Annotated in this window: 29 protein-coding genes; 18 read left to right on the top strand and 11 right to left on the bottom strand. The window is 59.0% G+C overall.

Annotated elements, in window-relative coordinates; translation table 11 throughout:
* Window positions 1-279: 279 nt before the first annotated feature.
* Both ACA061_RS00600 and ACA061_RS00595 read right to left on the bottom strand, forming a co-directional pair.
* Window positions 280-1,500 carry a CaiB/BaiF CoA transferase family protein gene (locus ACA061_RS00600; protein ID WP_150617036.1) on the bottom strand — a complete coding sequence of 407 codons (1,221 nt, stop codon included), beginning with the start codon at window positions 1,498-1,500 and terminating at the stop codon, window positions 280-282.
* 13 nt (window positions 1,501-1,513) lie between these two features.
* On the bottom strand, window positions 1,514-2,695 hold the full coding sequence (locus tag ACA061_RS00595) for an acyl-CoA dehydrogenase (RefSeq protein WP_497300380.1): 1,182 nt from the start codon (window positions 2,693-2,695) through the stop codon (window positions 1,514-1,516).
* Window positions 2,696-2,852: 157 nt separating this feature from the next.
* Between ACA061_RS00595 and ACA061_RS00590 the strand changes: the two genes are divergently transcribed.
* The 10 genes from ACA061_RS00590 to ACA061_RS00545 all read left to right on the top strand — a co-directional run bounded on the left by ACA061_RS00590 (window position 2,853) and on the right by ACA061_RS00545 (window position 12,754).
* Window positions 2,853-3,752, top strand: a complete 900-nt coding sequence (locus ACA061_RS00590; RefSeq protein ID WP_150617034.1) for a LysR family transcriptional regulator — start codon at window positions 2,853-2,855, stop codon at window positions 3,750-3,752.
* Between the two features lie 434 nt (window positions 3,753-4,186).
* Window positions 4,187-5,308 (top strand): Re/Si-specific NAD(P)(+) transhydrogenase subunit alpha, encoded by a 1,122-nt coding sequence (locus ACA061_RS00585; protein ID WP_497300379.1) that lies wholly within the window; start codon window positions 4,187-4,189, stop codon window positions 5,306-5,308.
* Window positions 5,309-5,323: 15 nt separating this feature from the next.
* Entirely contained in the window at window positions 5,324-5,644 is a 321-nt protein-coding gene (locus tag ACA061_RS00580) for an NAD(P) transhydrogenase subunit alpha part 2 (protein ID WP_003187417.1), read from the top strand.
* Complete coding sequence (locus tag ACA061_RS00575; protein ID WP_210553212.1) at window positions 5,644-7,077, top strand: NAD(P)(+) transhydrogenase (Re/Si-specific) subunit beta; 1,434 nt, start codon at window positions 5,644-5,646, stop codon at window positions 7,075-7,077. The genes ACA061_RS00580 and ACA061_RS00575 overlap by 1 nt, the downstream gene beginning before the upstream one ends.
* A 214-nt stretch (window positions 7,078-7,291) precedes the next feature.
* Window positions 7,292-8,785 carry a succinyl-CoA:acetate CoA-transferase ScpC gene (scpC, locus tag ACA061_RS00570; RefSeq protein WP_210553213.1) on the top strand — a complete coding sequence of 498 codons (1,494 nt, stop codon included), beginning with the start codon at window positions 7,292-7,294 and terminating at the stop codon, window positions 8,783-8,785.
* Between the two features lie 322 nt (window positions 8,786-9,107).
* Window positions 9,108-9,323 (top strand): DUF1127 domain-containing protein, encoded by a 216-nt coding sequence (locus ACA061_RS00565; protein WP_009041553.1) that lies wholly within the window; start codon window positions 9,108-9,110, stop codon window positions 9,321-9,323.
* Window positions 9,324-9,700: 377 nt separating this feature from the next.
* A complete protein-coding gene (locus ACA061_RS00560) occupies window positions 9,701-10,018 on the top strand; it encodes a DUF2388 domain-containing protein (protein WP_150605123.1) in 318 nt (105 codons plus the stop codon).
* Between the two features lie 106 nt (window positions 10,019-10,124).
* Entirely contained in the window at window positions 10,125-10,433 is a 309-nt protein-coding gene (locus ACA061_RS00555) for a DUF2388 domain-containing protein (protein ID WP_150605122.1), read from the top strand.
* A gap of 42 nt (window positions 10,434-10,475) precedes the next feature.
* Window positions 10,476-10,796, top strand: coding sequence for a DUF2388 domain-containing protein (locus ACA061_RS00550; protein WP_042557003.1), 321 nt, complete (start codon window positions 10,476-10,478; stop codon window positions 10,794-10,796).
* A complete protein-coding gene (locus tag ACA061_RS00545; protein WP_497300378.1) occupies window positions 10,793-12,754 on the top strand; it encodes a DUF7844 domain-containing protein in 1,962 nt (653 codons plus the stop codon). Before ACA061_RS00550 ends, ACA061_RS00545 begins: the two co-directional genes overlap by 4 nt.
* Window positions 12,755-12,959: 205 nt before the next feature.
* On the opposite strand, the gene ACA061_RS00540 is transcribed toward ACA061_RS00545, so the two are convergent.
* From ACA061_RS00540 to trpB, 3 genes are all read right to left on the bottom strand, one after another.
* A complete protein-coding gene (locus tag ACA061_RS00540) occupies window positions 12,960-13,403 on the bottom strand; it encodes an anti-virulence regulator CigR family protein (RefSeq protein WP_150605120.1) in 444 nt (147 codons plus the stop codon).
* Between the two features lie 122 nt (window positions 13,404-13,525).
* Window positions 13,526-14,338, bottom strand: coding sequence for a tryptophan synthase subunit alpha (gene trpA, locus ACA061_RS00535; RefSeq protein ID WP_150605119.1), 813 nt, complete (start codon window positions 14,336-14,338; stop codon window positions 13,526-13,528).
* Complete coding sequence (gene trpB, locus ACA061_RS00530) at window positions 14,338-15,570, bottom strand: tryptophan synthase subunit beta (protein ID WP_150617029.1); 1,233 nt, start codon at window positions 15,568-15,570, stop codon at window positions 14,338-14,340. Before trpB ends, trpA begins: the two co-directional genes overlap by 1 nt.
* Window positions 15,571-15,690: 120 nt before the next feature.
* On the opposite strand from trpB, the gene ACA061_RS00525 reads away from it, so the two are divergent.
* Window positions 15,691-16,608, top strand: coding sequence for a LysR family transcriptional regulator (locus tag ACA061_RS00525; protein WP_497300377.1), 918 nt, complete (start codon window positions 15,691-15,693; stop codon window positions 16,606-16,608).
* Here ACA061_RS00525 and ACA061_RS00520 read toward each other — a convergent pair.
* Entirely contained in the window at window positions 16,581-16,907 is a 327-nt protein-coding gene (locus ACA061_RS00520; RefSeq protein ID WP_042556998.1) for an ElaB/YgaM/YqjD family protein, read from the bottom strand. The two genes, ACA061_RS00525 and ACA061_RS00520, sit on opposite strands and share 28 nt — an antisense overlap.
* A gap of 157 nt (window positions 16,908-17,064) precedes the next feature.
* On the opposite strand from ACA061_RS00520, the gene ACA061_RS00515 reads away from it, so the two are divergent.
* Window positions 17,065-17,280 carry a dodecin gene (locus ACA061_RS00515; RefSeq protein ID WP_042556997.1) on the top strand — a complete coding sequence of 72 codons (216 nt, stop codon included), beginning with the start codon at window positions 17,065-17,067 and terminating at the stop codon, window positions 17,278-17,280.
* A gap of 128 nt (window positions 17,281-17,408) precedes the next feature.
* On the top strand, window positions 17,409-17,633 hold the full coding sequence (locus ACA061_RS00510; protein WP_150605115.1) for a DUF1161 domain-containing protein: 225 nt from the start codon (window positions 17,409-17,411) through the stop codon (window positions 17,631-17,633).
* A gap of 172 nt (window positions 17,634-17,805) precedes the next feature.
* On the opposite strand, the gene ACA061_RS00505 is transcribed toward ACA061_RS00510, so the two are convergent.
* Complete coding sequence (locus ACA061_RS00505) at window positions 17,806-18,807, bottom strand: LLM class flavin-dependent oxidoreductase (RefSeq protein ID WP_150617027.1); 1,002 nt, start codon at window positions 18,805-18,807, stop codon at window positions 17,806-17,808.
* Between the two features lie 240 nt (window positions 18,808-19,047).
* Between ACA061_RS00505 and ACA061_RS00500 the strand changes: the two genes are divergently transcribed.
* Window positions 19,048-19,479, top strand: a complete 432-nt coding sequence (locus tag ACA061_RS00500; RefSeq protein WP_042556994.1) for an OsmC family protein — start codon at window positions 19,048-19,050, stop codon at window positions 19,477-19,479.
* A 259-nt stretch (window positions 19,480-19,738) separates the two neighbouring features.
* Window positions 19,739-19,978, top strand: a complete 240-nt coding sequence (locus ACA061_RS00495) for a DUF1161 domain-containing protein (protein ID WP_497300376.1) — start codon at window positions 19,739-19,741, stop codon at window positions 19,976-19,978.
* A 6-nt stretch (window positions 19,979-19,984) separates the two neighbouring features.
* Here the strand turns inward: ACA061_RS00495 and ACA061_RS00490 are convergent, their stop codons facing one another.
* A complete protein-coding gene (locus ACA061_RS00490; protein WP_150617025.1) occupies window positions 19,985-20,404 on the bottom strand; it encodes a PA0061/PA0062 family lipoprotein in 420 nt (139 codons plus the stop codon).
* Between the two features lie 40 nt (window positions 20,405-20,444).
* The gene (locus ACA061_RS00485; RefSeq protein WP_210553218.1) at window positions 20,445-20,867 is read right to left on the bottom strand and encodes a PA0061/PA0062 family lipoprotein; all 423 of its coding nucleotides are present in this window, start codon (window positions 20,865-20,867) and stop codon (window positions 20,445-20,447) included.
* Between the two features lie 59 nt (window positions 20,868-20,926).
* On the opposite strand from ACA061_RS00485, the gene ACA061_RS00480 reads away from it, so the two are divergent.
* Window positions 20,927-22,003 (top strand): aminopeptidase, encoded by a 1,077-nt coding sequence (locus ACA061_RS00480; protein WP_210553219.1) that lies wholly within the window; start codon window positions 20,927-20,929, stop codon window positions 22,001-22,003.
* Between the two features lie 117 nt (window positions 22,004-22,120).
* Here ACA061_RS00480 and ACA061_RS00475 read toward each other — a convergent pair whose 3' ends face one another.
* Together ACA061_RS00475 and ACA061_RS00470 are read right to left on the bottom strand one after the other, a co-directional pair.
* Window positions 22,121-22,771 (bottom strand): HAD family hydrolase, encoded by a 651-nt coding sequence (locus ACA061_RS00475; RefSeq protein WP_497300375.1) that lies wholly within the window; start codon window positions 22,769-22,771, stop codon window positions 22,121-22,123.
* Between the two features lie 28 nt (window positions 22,772-22,799).
* On the bottom strand, window positions 22,800-23,345 hold the full coding sequence (locus tag ACA061_RS00470) for a gamma carbonic anhydrase family protein (RefSeq protein WP_497300374.1): 546 nt from the start codon (window positions 23,343-23,345) through the stop codon (window positions 22,800-22,802).
* Window positions 23,346-23,434: 89 nt separating this feature from the next.
* Here ACA061_RS00470 and prlC point away from each other — a divergent pair, with 89 nt between their 5' ends.
* Window positions 23,435-25,486: an oligopeptidase A gene (gene prlC / locus ACA061_RS00465; RefSeq protein ID WP_150617021.1), complete on the top strand. Its 2,052-nt coding sequence runs from the start codon at window positions 23,435-23,437 to the stop codon at window positions 25,484-25,486.
* Window positions 25,483-25,773, top strand: coding sequence for a YheV family putative zinc ribbon protein (locus ACA061_RS00460; RefSeq protein ID WP_115147877.1), 291 nt, complete (start codon window positions 25,483-25,485; stop codon window positions 25,771-25,773). Before prlC ends, ACA061_RS00460 begins: the two co-directional genes overlap by 4 nt.
* Window positions 25,774-25,836: the final 63 nt, after the last annotated feature.

Genomic DNA, 25,836 nt, shown 5'->3' with positions numbered 1-25,836 from the left:
GATCGAACCGTTAAAAGAGCCAAACATCACCGCTCTTTCAACTCCTTCCAGGCTTCCCATGAACTGAAGCGACCCGCTCTCGAAACCTACTTAACTCATTGAATCTCAAGGAGTTTTCCGTTTCGACTGCGCCGGAAGTGGGGCGAATTATAGACGTCTGGAATCTGCCGTCAACAGCTAATTTCGCTTTTCTTTCAATTACTTGCAGATCGATCAAGAAACGACCAAATCCCCCCCATATATAGAGGGGAACGCTAAGCCTTCTATATAGAAGGAGCTTCAGAGCACTCCATCCTCTTTCAGTGCAGCCACCGCACCCGCGCCCAAACCCAAGACTCGCTGCAAAACCTCCAAGGTATGTTCACCCAGCAAAGGAGGCGCAAGTCGATACTCGACAGGGGTTTGCGACATTCGAATAGGACTCGCCACCTGAGGCACCATCCCCGCCAACGCATGGGGCAACTCTATTGCCAGCCCACGCGCCTTCACCTGCGGATCCTCGAACACCTGCGACAGATCATTGATCGGGCCACATGGCACACCCGCCTGCTCCAACTGGGCTACCCACTCCGCCGTGGTCTTGAAGACTGTCGCCTGACGAATCAGAGGAATCAGCACTGCACGATTCGCCACCCGCAGCTTATTAGTAGTAAAGCGCGGATCATCAGCCCACTGCGGCTGACCCGCCACTTCAGCAAACTTGCGGAACTGCCCGTCATTACCCACGGTAAGGATGAAATCGCCATCGGCCGTAGGAAAGTCCTGATAAGGCACGATGTTAGGATGCGCATTGCCCAGGCGCTTGGGTGCATTGCCCGTGGTCAGGTAGTTCATCGCCTGATTAGCCAGGCAGGCTACCTGCACATCAAGCAACGCCATATCAATGTGCTGACCACCACCGTCGTGATCACGATGAGCCAGCGCCGCCAGTATCGCCACGGTCGAATACAGCCCGGTCAGGATATCCGTCAGCGCCACACCAACCTTCACCGGCCCGGCCCCCTCATCCCCTTCGGGCCGACCGGTCAGACTCATCAGCCCACCCAGCCCCTGGATCATGAAGTCGTAACCGGCACGCTTGGCATAGGGTCCGGTCTGACCGAAGCCAGTGATCGAGCAGTAGATCAGATCCGGATTGATCGCCTTCAGCGACTCATAGTCCAACCCATAAGCCGCCAAACCACCCACCTTGAAGTTCTCAATGAGGATGTCCGACTTGGCCGCGAGCTCGCGAACAAGCTTTTGGCCCTCGGGACGCGTGAAGTCGATGGTCACCGATTGCTTGTTGCGATTGGCCGACAGGTAGTAAGCCGCCTCCGACGTGTTCTCACCATAAGCGTCCTTTAGGAACGGCGGCCCCCAGGCGCGAGTGTCGTCACCATTGCCGGGGCGCTCGACCTTGATCACTTCGGCGCCAAGGTCGGCGAGGATCTGCCCAGCCCATGGCCCGGCCAACACTCGCGATAAATCCAGTACCCGCAGATGCGACAGCGCGCCCATGGTCGTTCTCCTATTAATAGAACGCCTGCAGACCTGTTTGTGCGCGACCGAGGATCAGCGCGTGGACGTCGTGCGTACCTTCATAGGTATTCACCACTTCCAGGTTGACCAGGTGACGGGCCACGCCGAACTCGTCGGAGATACCGTTGCCGCCCAGCATGTCGCGAGCCATGCGGGCGATATCCAGCGACTTGCCGCACGAGTTGCGCTTCATGATCGAAGTGATTTCGACCGCAGCCGTGCCTTCATCCTTCATGCGACCCAGACGCAGGCAACCCTGCAGGGCCATAGTGATCTCGGTCTGCATGTCCGCCAGTTTTTTCTGGATCAGCTGAGTAGCGGCCAAAGGACGGCCGAACTGCATGCGGTCCAGAGTGTATTGGCGTGCGGTATGCCAGCAGAACTCGGCAGCGCCCAACGCACCCCAAGAGATGCCGTAACGTGCGGAGTTGAGGCAGGTGAACGGACCTTTCAGACCACGTACGTCCGGGAAGATGTTTTCTTCTGGTACGAACACGTTGTCCATGACGATCTCACCGGTGATCGAAGCGCGCAGGCCGACCTTGCCGTGAATCGCCGGAGCGCTCAGGCCTTTCCAGCCTTTCTCCAGAACGAAGCCACGGATGTCGCCAGCATCGTCCTTGGCCCAAACGACGAACACATCGGCGATCGGGCTGTTGGTGATCCACGTCTTGGCGCCGGTCAGGCTGTAGCCACCGTCGACTTTGCGTGCACGGGAAATCATCGCGCCCGGGTCGGAACCGTGGTTTGGTTCGGTCAAACCGAAGCAGCCGATCCATTCGCCAGAAGCCAGTTTCGGCAGGTACTTCTGTTTCTGCGCTTCAGTACCGAATTCATTGATCGGCACCATCACCAGCGACGACTGCACGCTCATCATCGAGCGATAGCCGGAGTCGACACGCTCCACTTCACGGGCAATCAGGCCGTAGCTGACATAGTTGAGGCCACTGCCACCGTACTGTTCAGGAATGGTTGCGCCCAACAGGCCGACTTCACCCATCTCGCGGAAGATTGCCGGATCGGTCTTCTCATGGCGGAAAGCTTCGAGCACACGCGGCGCAAGCTTCTGCTGAGCGAACTGCTCGGCAGTGTCGCGGATCATGCGCTCTTCTTCGGTGAGCTGTTGATCCAGCAGCAGGGGATTGATCCAGTTGAAGCTAGCTTTACCGCCCATGAGTGTGCCCTCGTAAATCGGTGAATTGACGTGGCATTGATCCTAGGCGCGGTTCGCGGTCGCGGCAAACGAGGATTTCGCATTCTGTTGTGCTAATTTCTCACTCCGAAACGGCGCCGAATGCCTTTTAAGCGATGTTTTAGTGAGGTTGACGTACATGCGCAGGAAGATCCCCAGCACAACTGCTCTGATAAGCTTTGAGGCTGCCGCTCGTCACGAAAGCTTTACCAAGGCTGCCGAAGAACTTTCCCTCACCCAAGGCGCCATTTGCCGACAGATCGCCAGCCTTGAGGAGTTCCTCAGCGTGGAACTGTTCCGACGCTCGCGACGCGGGGTAAAGCTGACCGAAGCAGGGCTTTCCTACAGCCGTCGGGTGGCGACTCAACTCGATGCGGTCGAACGCGACACGCTGTCAGTGATGGGTCAGCAAGGCGCCAATGTGATCGAACTGGCGGTGGTGCCAACCTTCGGCACCCAATGGCTGTTGCCACGCTTGAAAGATTTCCAGCTCAAACATCCGGAAGTCACCGTCAACCTGACTAACCGCACACGCCCCTTCCTCTTCGCCGACACCGACTTCGATGCCGCCATCTATTTCGGAGATGCCGATTGGTCCGGTACCGAGTCCCACAGGCTGATGGGTGAAAATCCGATGCCCGTGTGCAGCCCCGCCCTACTCGGCAACACGATAAAGCTGACAGCGCAAGAGATTGCCGAGCTGCCCCTCTTGCAGCAGACCACCCGCCCCTACGCTTGGCGTCAGTGGTTCAATTCGCAACATCTGAGCATTCCTCGCGACATGACGGGGCCGCGCTACGAACTATTCTCCATGCTGGCCCAGGCGGCCATGCACGACATGGGCATTGCGCTGATCCCGCCGTTCCTGATTCAGCGCGAATTGGCCGAGAAGCGTCTGGTGATTGCCAACCCCCAGGCACTCTCCAGCATCAAGGCGTATTACCTGATGATTCCCGAGCGAAAGGTCGAATCGGCGTCCCTTAAGGCATTTCGCGACTGGTTGGTAAATCAGGCGCAGAGCTACAGCCTAGAAGGCTAGAGGCTTACAGGGATAACTGACCTCGTAGTCAGAAAAACTGAAGCACTACAGATATAAGTATTTGTCGCATATTCAATGACTGTATCCGAAAGTCGTACAGACGTCCCACAAGCGCCTGCCGACGTGGCTTTGAGCCTTCATTCGCGACTCATTACGGTCCATTCACGTCACCGATGAGATAAATCTTAAAATTCGTCCAGAATCCTTGTAAGGCGCGGCCTGCAAGGGATTGAGCCGGTCACATGCGACATTCGGTCACGGCATGACTTGTAGTTAATTTTCCGTCACCCGTCATAATCCCTTGAAGGGCATAAAGTTCGCCTGCAAAATGCCGCGCCCCGCCCTGATTTAGCGGGATCGTGCTGATCGGCCGCCCCAGTAGCACCATCCGAAGTGCCTGGGTTTACTCAATAAGATCACGCAGGAGATTTGACGTGCACATTGGTGTTCCTCTCGAAACCCAGACCGGTGAAACACGGGTTGCTGCAACCCCGGAAACCATTAAAAAGCTGATCAGCCAAGGTCATAAGGTCACTGTGCAAACCGGCGCCGGCGTTAAAGCCAGCGTTGTCGACAGTGCTTATGAAGCGGCAGGCGCAACTATTGGCAGTGCCAACGATGCGTTTGGCGCCGAGCTGATTCTCAAAGTGGTCGCCCCAAGCGATGCCGAACTGACGCTGATCCAGCGCGGTGCGGTGCTGGTTGGCATGCTCAACCCGTTCAACAACGACACCATCGCCAAAATGGCCGAGTGCGGGATTACCGCGTTCGCCCTGGAAGCAGCGCCGCGCACCTCGCGGGCGCAGAGTCTCGATGTGTTGTCGTCCCAGGCGAACATTGCTGGCTATAAGGCCGTGTTGCTGGCCGCTCACTACTATCCGCGCTTCATGCCGATGCTGATGACTGCTGCGGGCACTGTGAAAGCGGCGCGCGTGCTGATTCTCGGCGCAGGCGTGGCCGGGTTGCAGGCGATTGCTACGGCGAAACGTCTGGGTGCGGTTATCGAAGCGTCCGACGTGCGTCCGGCGGTGAAGGAACAGATCGAATCCCTCGGCGCCAAGTTCGTCGACGTGCCTTACGAGACCGATGAAGAGCGCGAATGCGCCGTCGGTGTCGGCGGTTACGCGCGGCCGATGCCGGCGAGCTGGATGCAGCGTCAGGCCCAGGCCGTGCATGAACGCGCCAAGCAGGCTGACATCGTCATCACTACCGCGCTGATCCCGGGCCGCAAGGCACCGACGCTGTTGAGTGCGGACACCGTGGCGCAAATGAAACCGGGCTCGGTGGTCATCGACCTCGCGGCGGCTCAGGGTGGCAATTGCCCGCTGACCGTTGCCGATCAGGTGGTGATCGAGAACGGCGTGACAATCGCCGGTCCGACCAATCTGGCCGGTGAAGTCGCTGCAGACGCTTCGGCGCTGTATGCACGCAACCTGCTGGACTTCCTGAAGCTGGTCTTCACTAAAGAAGGCCAGTTCGACGTCAACCTCGAAGACGACATCGTCGCCGCGTGCCTGATGTGCCGCGACGGCCAAGTCATCCGCAAAAACGCCTAAGCAGGGATTCAGACGATGGAAGAGCTTATCTCCCCCGGTATCTACAACCTGATCATCTTCGTGCTGGCGATTTATGTCGGTTATCACGTGGTCTGGAACGTTACACCTGCACTGCACACGCCGCTGATGGCCGTGACCAACGCCATCTCGGCGATCGTGATCGTCGGCGCGATGCTGGCCGCTGCCCTGACGGTTACTCCGCTGGGCAAGACCATGGGCACCCTCGCCGTGGCGCTGGCCGCGGTCAATGTGTTCGGTGGCTTCCTGGTCACCCGTCGCATGCTTGAGATGTTCAAGAAGAAAGCCCCGAAAGTAAAAGAAGAGGCGCCGAAGTAATGAGCATGAATCTCGTCACGACGCTTTATCTGATCGCGTCGATCTGTTTCATCCAGGCCCTCAAAGGCCTGTCACACCCGACCACGTCACGCCGTGGCAATCTGTTCGGCATGCTCGGCATGGGTCTGGCGATCCTCACTACTGTGGGCCTCATCTATAAGCTCGGCGCTGAGCTGGCCACTGCTGGTATTGGTTATGTGATCGTCGGCCTGCTGGTCGGCGGCACTGCCGGTTCGATCATGGCCAAACGCGTTGAAATGACCAAGATGCCGGAACTGGTCGCTTTCATGCACAGCATGATCGGCCTGGCAGCGGTGTTCATTGCCATTGCCGCCGTGGTTGAGCCGCAGTCGCTGGGCATCGTCAAGCATCTGGGCGACGCGATCCCGGCGGGCAACCGTCTGGAACTGTTCCTCGGCGCGGCCATTGGTGCCATCACGTTCTCCGGTTCGGTGATCGCCTTCGGCAAGCTCTCGGGCAAGTACAAGTTCCGCCTGTTTCAGGGTGCACCGGTACAGTTCACCGGTCAGCACAAGCTGAACGCGGTACTGGGTCTGGCGACACTGGCACTCGGTTTGACCTTTATGTTCACCGGCAACCTCACCGCGTTCGCGCTGATGCTGGCGCTGGCGTTCGTGATGGGCGTGCTGATCATCATCCCGATCGGCGGCGCTGACATGCCGGTGGTGGTGTCGATGCTCAACAGCTATTCCGGTTGGGCAGCGGCGGGTATCGGTTTCTCGCTGAACAACTCGATGCTGATCATCGCCGGTTCGCTGGTGGGTTCGAGCGGTGCGATCCTCTCGTACATCATGTGCAAGGCGATGAACCGTTCCTTCTTTAATGTACTGCTCGGCGGTTTCGGCAACACGGTGGACGCTGGCCCGGCCGGTGCGAAGGAAGCACGTCCGGTGAAATCCGGTTCGGCTGACGACGCGACGTTCCTGCTGACCAACGCCGACACCGTGATCATTGTGCCGGGCTACGGCCTGGCGGTGGCTCGTGCACAGCATGCGCTGAAAGAACTGACCGAGAAGCTGACCCACCGTGGCGTGACCGTGAAGTACGCGATCCACCCAGTGGCCGGGCGGATGCCTGGACACATGAACGTACTGCTGGCCGAAGCCGAAGTGCCGTACGACCAGGTGTTCGAGATGGAAGACATCAACTCCGAGTTCGGTCAGGCCGACGTGGTGCTGGTGCTCGGCGCGAACGACGTGGTCAACCCGGCCGCCAAGAACGATCCGAAATCGCCGATTGCCGGTATGCCGATTCTCGAAGCGTTCAAGGCCAAGACCATCATCGTCAACAAGCGCTCGATGGCCAGCGGTTATGCCGGTCTGGACAACGAACTGTTCTATCTGGACAAGACCATGATGGTGTTCGGTGACGCGAAGAAAGTCATCGAAGACATGGTTAAAGCCGTCGAGTAATTTTCGTCTGCTGAACCAAACGCCCCGACCTGTCGGGGCGTTTTTATTTGCGCAAACAGTCGGACAATATGCCGCGTTGTTGCAGATCAAGTAACGGTGTTTTACTTGAAACCCGCGCAATAGACGCCTCTTTTGCGACCTTGGTAGCGGGACAGGCACCAGCCAAATTCACTAGACTGCGCATCCTGCTACTCGCTGCCCGAGATAAAAATACATGTACCGTGACCGTATTCGCCTGCCTTCGTTGTTGGACAAAGTGATGAGCGCCGCCGACGCAGCTGCTCTGATTGAGGACGGCATGACCGTCGGCATGAGCGGCTTCACCCGCGCCGGCGAAGCCAAGGCCGTCCCTCATGCACTGGCCGAGCGGGCAAAGGTCACGCCGCTGAAGATCAGCCTGATGACCGGCGCCAGCCTGGGCAACGACCTCGACAAGCAACTGACCGAAGCCGGCGTGCTGTCGCGGCGCATGCCGTTCCAGGTCGACAGCACCTTGCGCAAGGCGATCAACGCCGGGCAAGTGATGTTCATCGACCAGCACTTGTCGGAAACGGTCGAGCAACTGCGTAACCAGCAACTGAAGTTGCCGGACATCGCCGTCATCGAAGCCGTGGCCATCACCGAGCAGGGGCATATCGTGCCGACCACTTCGGTGGGCAACTCGGCAAGCTTCGCGATTTTCGCCAAACAGGTGATCGTCGAGATCAATCTGGCGCATAACGCCAACCTCGAAGGTCTGCACGACATCTATATCCCGACGTATCGTCCGACGCGCACGCCGATTCCACTGGTGAAGGTCGACGACCGCATCGGCAGCACGGCGATCCCGATTCCGCCGGAGAAGATCGTCGCGATCGTCATCACCCAGCAGCCGGACTCGCCGTCCACTGTGTCGTCGCCGGATGTCGATACCAATGCCATCGCCGATCACTTGATCACTTTCTTCAAGCAGGAAGTCGACGCCGGGCGCATGACCAACAAGCTCGGCCCGCTGCAGGCCGGGATCGGCAACATCGCCAACGCGGTGATGTGCGGCCTGATCGACTCGCCGTTCGAAGACCTGACCATGTACTCCGAAGTGCTGCAGGATTCGACGTTCGACCTGATCGATGCCGGCAAGCTGAGCTTCGCTTCGGGCAGTTCGATCACGCTGTCGGAGCGGCGCAACACCGACGTGTTCGGCAACCTGGAGAAGTACAAAGACAAATTGGTGCTGCGTCCGCAGGAGATTTCCAATCATCCGGAAGTCGTGCGGCGCCTGGGTATCATCGGCATCAACACGGCGCTGGAGTTCGACATCTACGGCAACGTCAACTCTACCCACGTCTGCGGTACGCGGATGATGAACGGCATCGGTGGCTCCGGCGATTTCGCGCGTAACGCGCATCTTGCGGTGTTCGTGACGAAGTCGATCGCCAAGGGCGGCGCGATTTCCAGCGTTGTGCCGATGGTCAGCCACGTTGACCACACTGAACATGACGTAGACATTCTGGTGACAGAGGTGGGTCTGGCGGATCTGCGAGGCCTGGCGCCTCGCGAGCGGGCCCGGGTGATCATCGACAACTGTGTGCACCCGGACTTTCGCCAAGCGCTGGATGACTACTTCACCGCAGCCTGTGCAATCGGTGGTCACACCCCGCACATCCTGCGTGAAGCGTTGAGCTGGCACATCAATCTGGAAGAAACCGGGCGCATGCTGACGGCGTAATTCGCACAGATGTTCCGTTGGCGCAAACACAGTTTGCGTCGACGGCATCCCTGAGATTCTGGATACCGTCAAAAACTGTACTGCTGTACCGGTCTTTTCCTACAGTAAATACCTACACTTCCTTCCGAAATCTGCACAAACGCACCACTTAAGTGCGGACAGGTACAGTTTGCCCAATTTCGACCCGTACACCCTCTATAAACAGTTAACTGGTCACTCACAATACAGTTGAACTGTATCTAGTGAGACTAGGCAAACGAGAGGATCATGGGCACCAGTCAAACCACTACCTGATCCCGCCACAAGCGGAAGGATGTCAACCATGGAACGTACACTCAGTTCCGAACTGTTCTTCGAAGACAAAGCTGCAAAAACCCAGGCTTCCATGCCTCTGCGCGTTCTCGCCAACCTGATGTTGTGGCAGCGCCGCATCTCCAGCCGCCACCAATTGGCCCGTCTGGATTCGCGTCTGCTGGCTGACGCCGGTATCAGCGAAGCACAACGCTACGAAGAGCTGAGCAAGCCGTTCTGGCGCTAAGTAGCGTCGCTGGCTCTGGTCGTTAGACCCACCGCCAGCAACCCGAATTGAATAAAACAAAACCCGTCGTGGGAAACCACGACGGGTTTTGTCGTTTTGGACATTCAAAAACCAATACAAGTACAGTTTCTGAATCAAGTATATGAACCAGTACAATTAATAGGAGCTGCCGGAGGCTGCGATCTTTTGATCCTGAAACCACAATCAAAAGATCGCAACCTTCGGCAGCTCTTACATGTTTTTTATCCAGACACTGGTCCGAAGTGTTGATCCCGGCCTAATATCCATTCAGTACGTGGCGAATGCTGTGCCGATGGCGTCTGACTCCTCAGATACCGAGCCACCTCTCTATACGGTTTATCCACAGGAGTTATCCCATGACCCGTCTTCGCATGCTCAGCGCCGCTGCCTTGTTGGCCGTGGCTGCCAACGCCAGCGCTACCAGCTTCATCGTGACCACCGACTCGATTGTCGGCGCCCTGAAAGCCTCCTCCGACGCTACTTCCGACGTCACCTCTTCCTTCCGTGACGACAAGATCGTGCTCGCTGCCCGTGACGACGCTGCCAGCTTCGTCGCCAGCCAAGGCGACATCCGCGGCGTGAAACTGGAAAGCGCGCTGGAACACATCCGTCATCAGGCTCCACAATTGCAGGCCACCGACGCTCAGCTGGCTCAGGCCATTCTGACTATCTAAGCAGTCCGGCATGGCGGGGCACGCCGGTCGTGTCCCGATATTTCGGCGCTGGCTCTAGTCCGGGCGTTGCGCTAGCCTTACGGCTCGCCAACAGTTGCCGAGTCCCATGCCTTTTCTTCAAAAATTCCTGATCCCTTCCGTATTGTTAACTGCTTGCTGGACGACCTCGGCCAACGCCTTCGACATCTCCACGCAAAACACCGTGGTAAGCGTCTGGGCGACCGGCATGGTGTCTTCCGCGCCGTTCGACCGTAAACTGCTGCTCGTCGCCCACGATGATGCGGCGGTGTTTGTTGCCAGCGACGGTGAATTGCGCGGCGCTCGACTGGAGTCCGCACTGCACTACCTGCGTAAAACCCGGCCGAAACTTCATGTCAGCGACCTTGAACTGGCAGAGGCAATTCTCGTCCAATAGTCATCTCAGTCCCTTGTTAACATTGCCCTTCGGAGTCGTTCCATGCGTAGCCCGCTGATTGCTGCCGCCCTTGGCCTGTTTTTGTTGGCCGACCTGGCCCAGGCGCACACCCTGGTAGCCACCAGTAACATCATCGTTCGTGCCTCCCAGCGCACCATCGATTTCACGTCCGATACCACCACGTCGATTCGCGACTCGAAAATCATCCGCGAAGCCCACGACGACGCCGCCAGCTTTGTCGCCAGCAACGGTGATATCCGTGGCGCGCACCTGGAAGCCGCCCTCAACACCTTGCGCACTCGCGTGCCGGAAGCTCGCGACGCCAGCGATCAGGTTCTCGCCGAAGCCATCCTCGCACTGTGAAGTCACTTGGCGCCTGGCTACTGGCCGGGGCGTTGTTGCTGCTTGGCAACAGCGCCCACGCCGGCCTGCAATTGCGGCTCAAGACCGACGGTCTGAGCCCTGCCCAACAACAGGCCAGCCAGGCGCTGATCGATGAAGCCATGGAGGCCTTGCCGCCCAGCTTCATCGAGCGGCTGGATCGGCGCATTGATGTCGGCTGGACCGATGACATGCCCGCCAATGCCTATGGCCAGGCAACCCTGGTCGCCGAACTCGATCTGAACCGCAAATTGCTCGCCAGCCTCACCGACGGCAGCGCGGCCAAAGAGAAGACCAATCGCCCCCACGGCACGGTGCGCCAGGAACTGCTCGCCACGGTGCTGCACGAAATCACCCATATTTATGACCGCGCGCGCCTCTGGCCAAACGCCGAGCGCACGCTGATCCAGCGCTGCACCCGCCGCTTCAACAGTGCCGGGCTGATCGGCATTCCCGATGAATGCCGTGGCCAGAACGGGCGCCGCTTTACCCTCAGTGATGACCCGCGATTGCTCGACCTCGCCGGCTGGCAGCAATACGTCGGCCGTCGCGGCGAGCGTGAGCAACACAACCGACAGATTGCCCGCAGCCCCGACCTCTACGAAATCTCCAGTCCCAAGGAGTTCGTCGCGGTCAACATGGAGTACTTTCTCCTCGACCCGAGCTACGCCTGCCGCCGCCCGGCGCTGTATCGCTATTACAAGGATCACTTCGGCTGGGCGCCACCTGCCCCGAACACTTGCGCCAAAACCTTCGCGTTTCTGAACGCCGGCAACGACTTCGCCAAGCAACCATTGGGACAAGTCGATCCGGAGCGTGTCTACGCCGTCGATTACTTACTGGCCGAGGCCAATCAGAACTGGGTCAGCCGCTGGGGTCACAGCATGTTGCGGCTGGTGATCTGTGCACCGGGGCGCCCGCGCGGCCCGGATTGCCGGCTCGATCTGGATCAACATCTGGTGCTGTCCTACCGCGCCTTCGTGGGGGATGTGCAGCTGTCGAGTTGGGACGGACTGGTCGGCAAATACCCTTCGCGGCTATTTGTCCTGCCGTTGGCGCAGGTGATCGACGAGTACACCAAGACCGAACTGCGCAGCCTCGCCTCGGTACCGCTGAATCTGTCACGCAGCGAGATCGAAGGCGTGGTCGAACATGCCGCCGAGATGCACTGGAGCTATGACGGCAACTATTTCTTCCTGTCCAACAACTGCGCGGTGGAAGGCTTGAAACTGTTGCGCAGCGGCAGCAACAACGCGCAGCTCACCGGCCTCGACAGCATCATGCCCAACGGTTTGCTGGAAGTGCTCAAGGGCCGTGGTCTGGCCGACACCAGCGTCCTGGATGACCCGAAAGAGGCGCTGCGTCTGGGCTATCGCTTCGACTCGTTCCGCGATCGCTATCAGGCGATGTTCGACGTGCTGAAGAAGCAGCTGCCGATCAAACAGAACACCGTCGAGGAATGGCTTTCGTTGTCGGCCGAAGAGCGCCGCGAATGGTTCGACCGCGCCGACCTGCGCACCAGCGCCGCGCTGTTGCTGCTGGAGCAGGCGAGTTTCCGTCGCCAGTTGTTGCTCGCGCAGGACGAGGTCAAACAGCGGTATCTGGGTGCGCGGGAACTGGAGAATGGCGGAATGGACAAGGCCAATGCGACCTTGCAGGAAATCCTCGCCAACAGTGGGTTCCTCAGTCGTCCGGCGGAACTGCTGGATTCGAAAGGCTACGGTTTGCCGCAACCCAGCGAGTTCAGCCGACTCGAAGCGGAAAGCAGCCAGCGGCAGAAGAAGCTGCTGTTACTCAGCGGTGATCTGGACAAGGAAGTGCGTAAGTTGCTGGAGCCCAAGCGCGCCGCCGAAATTGCTGCCAGCGAGGCCAACGTGAAACAGATCGGCGAGCATTTGCGCAAATTGCACAAGGCTTCGGGCGGGTTGGAGTTGCCTTGATATAAGGCCCGGTTCTACACCATTGTGGCGAGGGGATTTATCCCCGATCGGCTGCGCAGCAGCCGCAACTCCAGCAAGCACGTTATGTCTGCATAATCGCGTTTTCCGGGTTTGGGGCTGCTGCGCAGCCCATCGGGGACAAATCCCCTCGCCACAGGGGTCGTGTCAGCTCAATACAAAACCCCATCCAGAATTTCATATCAGCTCAATACAAAACTCCATCCAGAATTTCATAAATGATCCCGGTACCCACCGCGATCAGCACAATATCGCCACCGGCCCGGCGCCATTCGTAGCCTTGGTAATACGGCAGATGTCCCAACGCGCGGTTATCCAGCCTCTCGCCGTAATAGCCATGCGGCAACGGCCGGCCGCGTTCCAGATGAATACCCGGCGGTGGCGGCGCACCGCGCACGAAGTAGCCATGATTGTCGCGGATGGTCTGGCGCACCGGGCCGAAGTCACGCGGCGGCGGACCGCCACGGTGGTCGTTCTGCGGACCACGGTGATCGTCACCGCGATTGTCGTGTTGGCCCTGCTGCGGACCGCCACGGTCGTGATCATTACGTTGATCGGCGCTGGCCAGCAGCGGCGTCGCGCTGATCATCAGCACGCCCAATCCGGCTATCAGACGTTTCGGCATTTTCATCGGGTCTTTCCTCACTGCACTGACAGCAAAAAGGGCTTCAGAACGTAGTCCTGAAGCCCTCGATCTTGCTGAATTAGTCTGTGCCGCGAGGCGCTAATTCCTCTGTATCAGGAACTTTACCCTCAGCTTACGCGAGCCTTACGCACGCCTTCTGCCAGCGCCGAGCACAAGCTCAACACGCCATCGATGGCCTGATCAGGTGTCGCGGCATTGGCGATGTGATCAATCAGTGCCGAGCCCACCACAACACCGTCAGCCAGACGCGCAATCGCAGCGGCCTGCTCCGGCGTACGGATACCGAAACCAATGCTGATCGGCAGATCGGTGTGGCGGCGCAGACGAGTGACCGCCTCTTCGACGTGCTCCAGCGTCGCCGCACCGGCACCGGTGACACCGGCAACCGACACGTAGTAAACAAAACCGGAACTGCCGTTGAGAACCTTCGGCAAACGCGCGTCGTCGGTGGTCGGCGTGGTCAGACGGATGAAGTCCAGACCGGCAGCCTGCGCCGGGTCGCACAATTCTTCGTTGTGCTCCGGCGGCATGTCGACAACGATCAGGCCGTCGACGCCAGCCTCTTTGGCCTCAGCAATGAAACGCTCGACACCAAACTTGTGGATCGGGTTGTAGTAGCCCATCAGCACCAGCGGTGTATCGCTGTTGTCTTCGCGGAACTCGCGGACCATTTGCAGGGTTTTCAGCAGATTCTGCTTGGCGCCCAACGCACGGATATTCGCCAGTTGAATCGCCGGGCCGTCGGCCATCGGATCGGTGAACGGCATGCCCAATTCAATCACGTCGGCGCCGGCTTTCGGCAAACCTTTGAGAATCGCCAGCGAAGTGTCGTAATCCGGATCACCGGCGGTGACGAAGGTCACCAGCGCGGCGCGATTCTGTTGCTTGAGTTCGGCAAAACGGGTTTGCAGGCGGCTCATCAGTGTTTCTCCTGCTTGGACTGTTCCATGTGGTGCATCACGGTCTGCATGTCTTTGTCGCCACGGCCCGAAAGGTTGACCACCATCAGGTGATCCTTCGGCAGGGTCGGTGCGCGTTTGAATACTTCGGCCAGCGCGTGGGCGCTTTCCAGAGCAGGAATGATCCCTTCCAGGCGGCAGCATTTGTGGAACGCATCAAGGGCTTCGTCGTCGGTCACCGAGGTGTACTGGACGCGGCCGATGTCATGCAACCATGCGTGTTCCGGGCCGATACCCGGGTAATCGAGGCCGGCGGAAATCGAGTGAGCGTCGATGATCTGGCCATCGTCGTCCTGCAACAGGAAAGTACGATTGCCGTGCAACACACCTGGTACGCCGCCATTCAGGCTGGCCGCGTGCTTGCCGGTTTCGATGCCGTAACCGGCCGCTTCAACACCGATAATCTCAACGCTCTTGTCATCAAGGAACGGGTGGAACAGGCCCATGGCGTTGGAACCGCCGCCGATACACGCCACCAGACTGTCCGGCAGACGCCCTTCCTGGGCTTGCAACTGGTCTCGGGTTTCCTTGCCGATCACGGCCTGGAAGTCGCGAACCATCGCTGGATACGGGTGCGGGCCAGCCACGGTGCCGATCAGGTAGAAGGTGCTGTCGACGTTGGTCACCCAGTCACGCAGCGCTTCGTTCATCGCATCTTTCAGGGTGCCAGTGCCGGCCACTACCGGGATCACCTCGGCGCCTAGCAACTTCATGCGAAACACGTTCGCCTGTTGGCGTTCGATGTCGGTGGTGCCCATGTAGATCACGCAATCCAGACCGAAACGCGCGGCCACGGTGGCAGTCGCCACGCCGTGCATGCCAGCGCCGGTCTCGGCGATGATGCGTTTTTTGCCCATGCGCCGCGCCAGCAGAATCTGGCCGATGCAGTTGTTGATCTTGTGCGCGCCGGTGTGGTTCAGCTCTTCGCGCTTGAGGTAGATCTTGGCGCCACCGCAGAACTCGGTCAGACGCTCGGCGTAATACAGCGGACTCGGACGTCCGACGTAGTCGCGCTGGAAGTAGGCCAATTCTTCTTTAAATGCAGGATCTTCCTTCGCCGTTTCGTATTCGCGGGCCAGATCGAGGATCAACGGCATCAGGGTTTCAGCCACGTAGCGGCCACCGAACGAGCCAAACAGGCCGTTGGCGTCAGGGCCGTTACGCAGATCGGAAGTGTTCGAAGTCTGGGTCATGGTTTGCTCCAGCAGAATCGGGAATTACGTGAGAAGACAATGACGCCCACTCTACCCCTGACCTTCTATGCTGAAAACCGATAAGATCGCTGCAACCTGTCAGGAAAACTCACAGATACCATGAGCCATGACCTTCCCCCGCTCAACGCCTTGCGCGCCTTCGAAGCCACTGCCCGGCTGAACAGCGTCAGCCAGGCCGCCGAACAACTGCACGTTACCCATGGCGCGGTCAGCCGCCAGCTCAAGGTGCTTGAAGAACACCTTGGCCTCAGCCTGTTCGTCAAGGATGGGCGCGGCTTGAAACTCACAGATGCCGGTGTGCGTTTACGCGATGCCAGCGGCGAGGCGTTTGATCGCTTGCGCAGTGTTTGTGCCGAGCTGACGCAAAGTACAGCCGATGCGCCGTTCGTGCTCGGCTGCTCGGGAAGTCTGCTGGCTCGCTGGTTCATCCCGCGATTGGGAAGGCTCAATGCCGATCTGCCGGATTTGCGCCTGCATTTGTCGGCGGGTGAAGGCGATCTCGATCCCAGGCGACCGGGGCTGGACGCGTTGCTGCTGTTCGCAGAACCACCCTGGCCCGCAGACATGCAGGTTTACGAGCTGACTGCAGAACGCATTGGCCCCGTCATGAGCCCGCTGTTCAACGGGTATCAACGCCTGCAAACAGCGCCCGCCTCAGCGCTGCTCGACGAGCCCTTGCTGCACACGACATCGCGGCCGCAAGCCTGGCCGAGCTGGGCACAGCAGAATCACCTCGACGCCAACGCGTTGAAGCTCGGGCAAGGTTTTGAGCATTTGTATTATTTGCTGGAAGCCGCAGTGGCGGGCCTTGGGGTGGCTATCGCGCCGGAGCCGCTGGTTACTGAAGACTTGAAGGCCGGGCGCCTGGTTGCGCCGTGGGGCTTCTGTGAAACCCCGGCGCAACTGGCGTTGTGGCTACCCAAGCGCGCCGCGGACGGGCGCGCCCGGCAACTGGCGCAATGGCTCAAACAAGAGCTGCGCCAGCCGGATCACTCGCCGCGCTTGAACAGCAAGTAAGCGGCCAGTAGACCCAAGGCACCCACCGCAACACCGGCGGTGGTCCATGGATGTTCCTGTGCGTAATCACGGGTGGCGATCCCGGTCTCGCGGGTTTTCACTTTGACTTCTTCGTAGGCATCGCTGAGCAGGTGACGCGAATGTTTCAGCGCACTTTCGGCATTGCTTTTCAGCGCCTTGAGGGTTTTGCGCGACTCGTCGGAAGCGTCGTCCTTCAGGCCTTCCAACGACTTGAGCAGACTCTCGATCTCCGCTTCCATGCTTTGCAATGAGGCTTTACGTAAAGAGGTGTTGGCCATGGTGGCTCTCCTGCATTGGTGATGAGTGGCGTGTGTTGGTTGGGACTTCAGAGGATTGAGAAAGTGCAGAAATTCTGAACTTCGCTTGCGCAAAGCCGCCGAAATCAACAGTGCAAATTCACTGCTAGTCTCAATTCCACATCCCAAGGAGATCACCATGACTGACCATCACACGTACAAGAAAGTCGAGCTGGTCGGCTCGTCCCCAACCAGCATCGAAGACGCCATCAATAATGCGTTGGCCGAAGCCAACAAGAGCATCAAGCATCTGGAGTGGTTTGAAGTGACCGAGACCCGCGGCCACATCAAGGACGGTAAAGCTGCGCACTTTCAGGTGACACTGAAAGTCGGGTTCCGCATCGCCAGCAGCTGAGTTTGGTCTACGCTTCTGAACTTGCGCGCTGGCCGAGTGCCATAGGAATGGCAAAGCGCTACAGGGTGGGCGCATCGGGTGGATGACCCGATGCCCGCCTCTTTTAATCCGACCAGGGAGTGCGACCGATGAAGAAGTTCATGTTGGCAGTAGGTTTGTTGAGCCTTGCGGGTGGTGCGTTTGCTGCCGGCAAGCCTTGTGAAGATCTGAAGGCCGAAATTGCGGCGAAGCTGGATGCCAAGGGCGTTTCCGGGTATTCGCTGGAGATCGTCGAGAAGGGTGCCGCGGCTGGCGGCGATGTCGTCGGCAGCTGTGAAGGTGGCACCAAGGAAATCGTCTACAAACGCGGTTGATCGCGCCTGAAATGCAAAAGCCGACGCGAATGCGTCGGCTTTTTTGTGGGCAACCATTTTTCAATGTAGTAGCTGCGGCACGCTGCGATCTTTTGATCCTGTTTTTAAGATCCAGATCAAAAGATCGCAGCGTGCCCCAGCTCCTACACGTTTTGAGCGGGGCGAGATTCAGTTAGCCCTTCATCACCTGCGCCAGCAACTCGTACGAACGCACGCGATCGGCATGTTCATACAAGTCAGAGGTAAAGATCAGCTCATCCGCCTGGGTTTGCTCAATCAGCACCTCCAGTTTCGCGCGGATTTTCGCCGGACCGCCAACCATCGCCAGACCGAGGAAATCCCCCACCGCTTCACGTTCATGGGGCAGCCACAGGCCGTCCATGGTATCCACCGGTGGGCGCTGCACCAGGCTTTGTCCACGCATCAGCGCGAGGATTCGCTGGTACACCGAAGTCGCCAGGTAATCGGCTTGTTCATCAGTGTCCGCCGCTACCAGCGGCACACCGAGCATGACGTACGGCTTGTCGAGCACCGCCGACGGCTTGAAGTGATTGCGGTAGACGCGGATGGCCTCGTGCATGAAGCGCGGGGCGAAATGCGAGGCGAAGGCGTAGGGCAAACCGCGCTCACCGGCCAATTGCGCGCTGAACAGGCTGGAACCGAGCAGCCAGATCGGCACATTGGTGCCGGTGCCGGGCATGGCGATTACCCGTTGATCCGGGGTGCGCGGGCCGAGATAACGCGCCAGCTCGGCAACATCTTCCGGGAAGTCGTCAGCACTGCCGGAACGCTCACGACGCAGTGCGCGGGCGGTCATTTGATCGGAACCCGGCGCCCGGCCCAGTCCGAGGTCGATACGTCCGGGATACAGACTTTCCAGCGTGCCGAACTGTTCGGCGATCACCAGCGGCGCATGGTTGGGCAGCATGACCCCGCCAGATCCGACGCGGATGGTCGAGGTACCGCCGGCCAGATAACCGAGCAGCACCGAGGTGGCGGAACTGGCGATGCCGTCCATGTTGTGGTGTTCAGCCACCCAGAACCGCGTGTAACCGAATTTCTCGGCGTGCTGCGCCAGGTCCAGCGAATTGCGCAGCGACTGCGCCGGGCTGCCGTTCTCGCGAACTGGCACCAGATCGAGGGTGGAAAATTTTACGTCGGACAGTTGCTTCATAAACCTGCGTCTCCGAGTGAGGAGGCAGGTTCTTCTTGCAAACGAAAACCTGCCGAATCCATAAGCGTGTTTTATGCAATGAGGGCATATACCCGAGATTCAATAGCAGAACGAAAAATCCTACTAAAAAAGTCAACGATTCAGACAGGCTGAACTTTGTCCCGACGTCTATCCTCAGAAGCCTTGCAAGTAAAAACCACGAAGGCGCGGCGTCCCGCGCCAGATCTTGAGGAGGCAGACATGGCTATCGTGAAGAAAGCATCCGCACATTGGGAAGGTGATCTGAAAACCGGCATCGGCTCGATTTCCACCGAAACCGGCGTCCTCAGAGAAGCACCCTACGGCTTCAAGGCGCGCTTCGAGGGCGGCAAAGGCACCAACCCGGAAGAACTGATCGGCGCAGCGCATGCCGGCTGTTTCTCCATGGCATTTTCGATGATTCTCGGCGATGCCGGCCTCAAAGCCGACAGCATCGACACCCAGGCTGAAGTCACGCTCGATCAGGTTGAGGGCGGTTTCGCGATCTCTGCGGTGAAGCTGATTCTCAAGGCGAAAATTCCGGGCGCGACCCAAGAGCAGTTTGAAGAACTGAGCAACAAGGCCAAGGAAGGATGCCCGGTGTCCAAGGTGTTGAATGCGAAGATCACACTTGAGGCTTCGCTGGTCAGTTGAGTAAGCGTTTACCGGGCTGACGCCATCGCGAGCAGGCTCACTCCTACATTTGATCTCCAGCGGACACAACAATTGTGAACAACGGAGATCCCCTGTAGGAGTGAGCCTGCTCGCGTGAGCCAATTGAGCTTCACCAAAAATCTTGAAACGAAAATACAAGTTGTGAGCAAAGTCAGAACTCGCGTTTCAAAAATGTGGTCGTATACGTGACAGCAGCTTCAGCGCACGCCCGTGCGCGCTGCCTCAAGGAGCTTCACTGATGAAACGTATTGGCTTGGCGATTCTCTGCAGTGCACTGGCCACCTCCGCTTTTGCCGCACCTAAAGACTGCGAAGAGCTCAGGAAAGAGATTGAGGTCAAGATTCAGGCTAAAGCCGTGCCGTCCTACACGCTGGAAATCGTCACCAAAGAAGAGGCCGCGAAGCATGACATCGCCATGGTCGTGGGTTCATGTGAAAACGGCACGAAAGCAATCGTCTATCAAAAGAACGGCGACTGAGATCGCTCAAGGTACGCAGTTGACCTGCCGTTCTTCAGCAACGATCTGCCCCTGGCGATTGATCAACCGGGCGCTTGGCGTGAAGGCCAGCGACCGAGCCTCCAGCCGATAGCGTTGCCCGGCTTCGAAATGATCGTAACGAATGGTCATGTAACACAGCCGCTCCTGCGGATCGGTGTCCATGCCCTGACCGCCACCGAATATCTCGAAATCAAAGCGCACCGTCAGCTCGTGGCTGCCCGGCGTGACCTGGAAAAATCGTCCGTCGGTCATCCTTTGCTTGTCCAGCCGTTCGGCCATCAACACCTTGCCGCCGGGGGTGGGCATGGCAAAGTCGACCCAGGCCTTGGTCGGATCGGCCGCCGGCATCGGGCTCTGGCAGCCGGCAACCACACTTGCAGCAAGCAACAGCGTCAACCTGCGCATGATCAATGTCCATTGGATAGAACCGCCAGCATAGCGCCGATCAGGTCTTCTGACAGCCCGCCGGCGTACCCTGCCCGACGACTTTGCGCTGCTCGTCATAGAGTTTCGCCCACGGGCGGAAACCGATGCTGCCGGCCTGCAACTGATAACGCTGACCGGCGTTGAAGTCTTTGAATTTCACGCTCAACTGGCAATCACGCCAGAGCGGCTCGGCGTTCGGGCCGATATTGGTCGCCTCGACCGGGAATTGATAACGCACCTTCAGTTCATGACTGCCGGGCTGCACCTCGAAGTAACGTTTGTCGACGGTAACCGTGCTATCGACTTGCAGCGCCTGTAGCGCCGTGTCCTGCTGCCGGGCATCGAGATCGATCCAGGCTTGCGAAGGGTCAGGATCGGGCATTCCGAATCCGGCACAACCGGCCAGCGTCAGCAGGCCTCCTGTCAGCATCAACATGCGCATAGCGAAGCTCCAATGGGCGGGATAGTCTTGCGGGCAGACTTTCCAGGGGGTTTCTTATTTTGATCAGGCCGCTTCCAAGCCATCGGTTACTTGATCGCGTTTTTCGGATTTTGTTTCCGGGTGTGATGCTTTTGTTGCTCAACGGTTGTGCAAGCGTCAGCTATTACAGCCAACTGGCCAGCGGTCAGCTGCAATTGCTGCGGGCCCGTGAACCGGTAGCGCAGGTGATCGCCGACCCGAGCCGCGATGCGAAACTGCGCACGCACCTGGCCCAATCGCAGCAGGCCCGAGCGTTCGCCAGCGAACAGCTGCACCTGCCGGACAACCAGAGTTATCGCCTGTACGCCGACATCGGCCGGCCTTTCGTGGTGTGGAATGTGTTCGCCACCACAGAGTTTTCCCTGACCCCGCAAAACCACTGCTTCCCGATTGCCGGGTGCGTGGCCTATCGCGGTTATTACAGCCAGAGCGCGGCGCGGGGCGAAGCGGCAATTCAGCGGCTGCAGGGCATGGACGTGTCGATTGGCGGTGTTGAGGCTTATTCGACGCTGGGCTGGTTCAACGACCCGATCCTCAATTCGATGATGGGCTGGGGCGACGAACGTCTGGCCACGCTGATCTTCCATGAACTGGCGCATCAGCAGTTCTATGTAAAGGACGACACTGAGTTCAACGAGTCGTTTGCCACGTTTGTCGAGCAAGAAGGCACCCGGCAGTGGCGGGCGTTTCGGGGTTTGCCGGCGGATACCCACTCAAGACTCAAGCAGCGTGATCAGTTCATCGCGTTGGTACTTGATACGCGTTCGCGGTTGGAAAAGCTCTATGCCCAGCCATTGCCGATTGAGCAGATGCGCGAGCGCAAAGCGGCGGAGTTCGAGCAGTTTCGTCGGGATTATCGGGTGATGCGCGACATTCAGTGGGCCGGCGACAAGCGTTATGACGCCTGGGTGAATACGCCGCTGAACAATGCGCGGCTGCTGCCATTCGGGCTGTATGACCAATGGGTGCCGGCGTTTGCGGCGTTGTTCCGGCAGGTTGGGGGGGATTGGCTGAGGTTTTATGCTGAGGTCGAGCAGTTAGGGGGTTTGCCTGTCGGGGAGCGCAAAGCGGCGCTGAAAGCTTTGGCAGACTCATAGATCTTGGGTGGCCGACAGGCCTCATCGCGAGCAGGCTCACTCCTACAAGTTCAGCGCATTCATCTGACGGAGCTCGGTCAACATGTAGGAGTGAGCCTGCTCGCGATAGCTGACTCATCAGCGCTGCAAAAATGCCTGATGCAACTCGGCCAGCGTTTCAAAGTGATAAGCCGGCGCCTCGGCATTCAACTCTTCGAAACTGCCAAACCCATAACCCACCGCCACCGCGTCGATCCCATTGCTGCGCGCGCCAATCAGATCGTGCTTGCGATCGCCGATCATCAAGGTGTTCGTCGGGTCCAGTCCTTCTTCGGCGACCAAATGCGCAATCAGCTCAACCTTGTTGGTCCGCGTGCCATCCAGTTCACTGCCGTAAATCACCTTGAAGTGCCGCGCGAAGTCGAAGTGCCGGGCAATTTCCCGGGCAAACACCCAAGGTTTGGACGTCGCGATATACAGCTGCCGCCCTTGGCCACTGAGGGTTTCCAGCAGCGGCGTAACGCCCTCGAACACGCGGTTTTCGTAGAGCCCGGTAACCTTGAAGCGCTCACGATAAAAATTCACCGCTTCCCACGCCTTGGCTTCATCAAAGTCATAAAACTGCATGAACGCCTGCAACAGCGGCGGGCCGATGAAGTGTTCGAGTTTGCTCAGATCCGGCTCGTCGATGCCGAGCTTGGCGAGAGCGAACTGGATGGAACGGGTGATGCCCTCACGCGGGTCGGTCAGGGTGCCATCGAGGTCGAACAGTACGGTCTGGTAATTCATGAGAAATCCTGAGCAGGTGTAAGACGAATCAGATCTGGTCGTAGCCTTCGGCCAGATGCAGATCCTTGAGCTTCACGTAGTTCGCTGCGCTGTAGGTGAAGAAGGCTTTTTCCTTGTCGGTGAGCGCCCGGACCTGTTTCACCGGGCTACCCACATAGAGAAAGCCGCTCTGCAGACGCTTGCCCGGCGGTACCAGGCTGCCAGCGCCGATGATCACGTCGTCTTCGACCACCGCGCCGTCCATGACGATGCTGCCCATGCCGATCAACACGCGGCTGCCGACGGTGCAGCCATGCAGCATGACTTTGTGGGCGATGGTCACGTCGTCGCCAATCAACAACGGGAAGCCGTCCGGGTTGAACGGGCCGGCGTGGGTAATGTGCAGCACGCAGCCATCCTGCACGCTGGTGCGCGCACCTATACGGATGCGGTGCATGTCGCCGCGGATCACGGTCAGTGGCCAGACGGAGCTGTCTTCGCCGATTTCGACGTCGCCGATCACTACCGCAGAGCTGTCGACAAATGCGCCTTTGCTCAAGCGCGGGGTGTGATTCTGATACTTGCGAAGGGACACGATTAGTTCTCTCTCTGTCGCCGATAGCTGCGGTGAGTGTCGATTGTAATTAAGATGGGCGCATGTTTCTTCCAGCCAAGGTGCCAACCGTGAGCGTGAACAACCCTCTTCTGCAGTCCTACGACCTGCCGCCGTTCTCCACGATCCGTGCCGAACACGTCCTGCCAGCCATCGAAACCATTCTGGCCGACAACCGCGCAGCCATCGCCGAGATCCTCAAAACCCAAGGCCAGAACCCTACCTGGGCCGGCCTGGTGTTGGCGATGGACGAACTCAATGATCGTCTTGGCGCTGCCTGGAGCCCGGTCAGTCACCTCAACGCCGTGTGCAACAGCGCCGAACTGCGTGAAGCGTACGAGTCGTGCCTGCCAGCATTGAGCGCCTACTCCACCGAGATGGGCCAGAACCGCGAACTGTTCCAGGCTTTTGAAGCGCTGGCCAACAGCCCGGAAGCCGCCGGTTTCGACGTCGCGCAGAAAACCATCCTGGAACATGCCCTGCGTGACTTCCGTCTGTCGGGTATCGACCTTCCGGAAGCTGAACAGAAGCGCTACGCCGAAGTGCAGAGCAAGCTGTCCGAGCTGGGCAGCCGCTTCTCCAACCAATTGCTCGACGCCACCCAAGCGTGGACCAAACACGTCAGCGACGAAGCCACCCTCGCCGGACTGACCGATTCGGCCAAGGCGCAAATGGCTGCCGCCGCCCAGGCCAAAGACCTTGATGGCTGGCTGATCACCCTGGAATTCCCGAGCTACTACGCGGTGATGACTTACGCCCAGGACCGTGCGCTGCGCGAAGAAGTCTACGCCGCCTACTGCACCCGCGCCTCGGATCAAGGCCCAAACGCCGGTCAGAACGACAACGGTCCGGTGATGGAAGAAATTCTCGACCTGCGTCAGGAGCTGGCAAAACTCTTGGGCTTCGCCAGTTTCTCCGAACTGAGCCTGGCGACCAAAATGGCCGAGTCCAGCGATCAGGTGCTGAGCTTCCTGCGCGATCTGGCCAAACGCAGCAAGCCGTTCGCCGCCCAGGATCTGCAACAGTTGCGCGCCTACGCCGCCGAGCAAGGTTGCGCTGATCTGCAAAGCTGGGACGTGGGTTTCTACGGCGAAAAACTTCGCGAACAACGCTACAGCGTCGCCCAGGAAACCCTGCGCGCCTACTTCCCGATCGACAAGGTGCTCGGCGGTCTGTTCGCCATCGTCCAGCGTCTGTACGGCATCGAGATCGCCGAGCAGAAAGGCTTCGACACCTGGCACCCGGATGTTCGCCTGTTCGAAATCAAGGAAAACGGCCAGCACGTCGGCCGCTTCTTCTTCGATCTGTATGCCCGCGCCAACAAGCGTGGCGGTGCCTGGATGGACGGCGCCCGCGATCGTCGCCGCACTGTCGACGGCGTGCTGCAAAGCCCAGTCGCCAATCTGGTGTGCAACTTCACCCCGGCCGACAGCGGCAAGCCTGCTCTGCTGACCCACGATGAAGTGACCACGCTGTTCCACGAATTCGGCCACGGCCTGCATCACCTGCTGACCCGCGTCGAGCATGCCGGCGTGTCGGGCATCAACGGTGTGGCGTGGGACGCAGTCGAGCTGCCGAGCCAGTTCATGGAAAACTGGTGCTGGGAGCCGGAAGGTCTCGCGCTGATTTCCGGACACTACGAAACCGGCGAGGCGCTGCCACAGGATCTGCTGGAAAAAATGCTCGCGGCGAAAAACTTTCAGTCCGGCCTGATGATGGTCCGTCAGCTGGAATTCTCGCTGTTCGACTTCGAACTGCATGCCACTCACGGCGACGGCCGCAGCCCGCTGCAAGTGCTTGAAGGCGTACGTGACGAGGTGTCGGTGATGCGTCCTCCGGCCTACAACCGCTTCCCCAACAGCTTCGCGCACATCTTCGCCGGCGGTTACGCGGCGGGTTACTACAGCTACAAGTGGGCTGAGGTGCTGTCGGCCGATGCGTTCTCGAAGTTTGAAGAAGACGGTGTGCTCAACGCTGAAACCGGTCGAGCCTTTCGCGAAGCGATTCTGGCACGCGGCGGCTCTCAAGCGCCGATGGTGCTGTTCGTCGACTTCCGTGGTCGTGAGCCATCGATTGACGCACTGTTGCGTCACAGCGGCCTGAGTGAGGACGCGGCAGCATGAGTGAGGGTCCTGTGATCACCAAAAAACGCTTTATTGCCGGGGCCGTCTGCCCGGCGTGCAGCGAGCCGGACAAACTGATGATGTGGAACGAAGACACCGTGCCACACCGCGAATGCGTGGCCTGCGGTTACTCCGACACGCTGAACGAGCAAGGGCTGTCGGTTCCAAAGGAGCTGGGCACGCGGGTCAACACCAGCGCGCTGAAACCGCCAGCGGACAAGAAAGTCCAGGCAGTGCAGTTTTTCCCTAATCCGAAACTTGCGAAAAAGCCTGACGAGCAACATTGAGTCAGTACCACCTTCCACCGATCAGCGGTGGAAGGTGGTAACTATGTACCGCCCTTCTCCTGC

Source organism: Pseudomonas sp. LBUM1668 (assembly GCF_059695715.1).
Note: the sequence above shows the minus strand (reverse complement) of the source record. Positions and strands in the feature narration are given on the sequence as shown.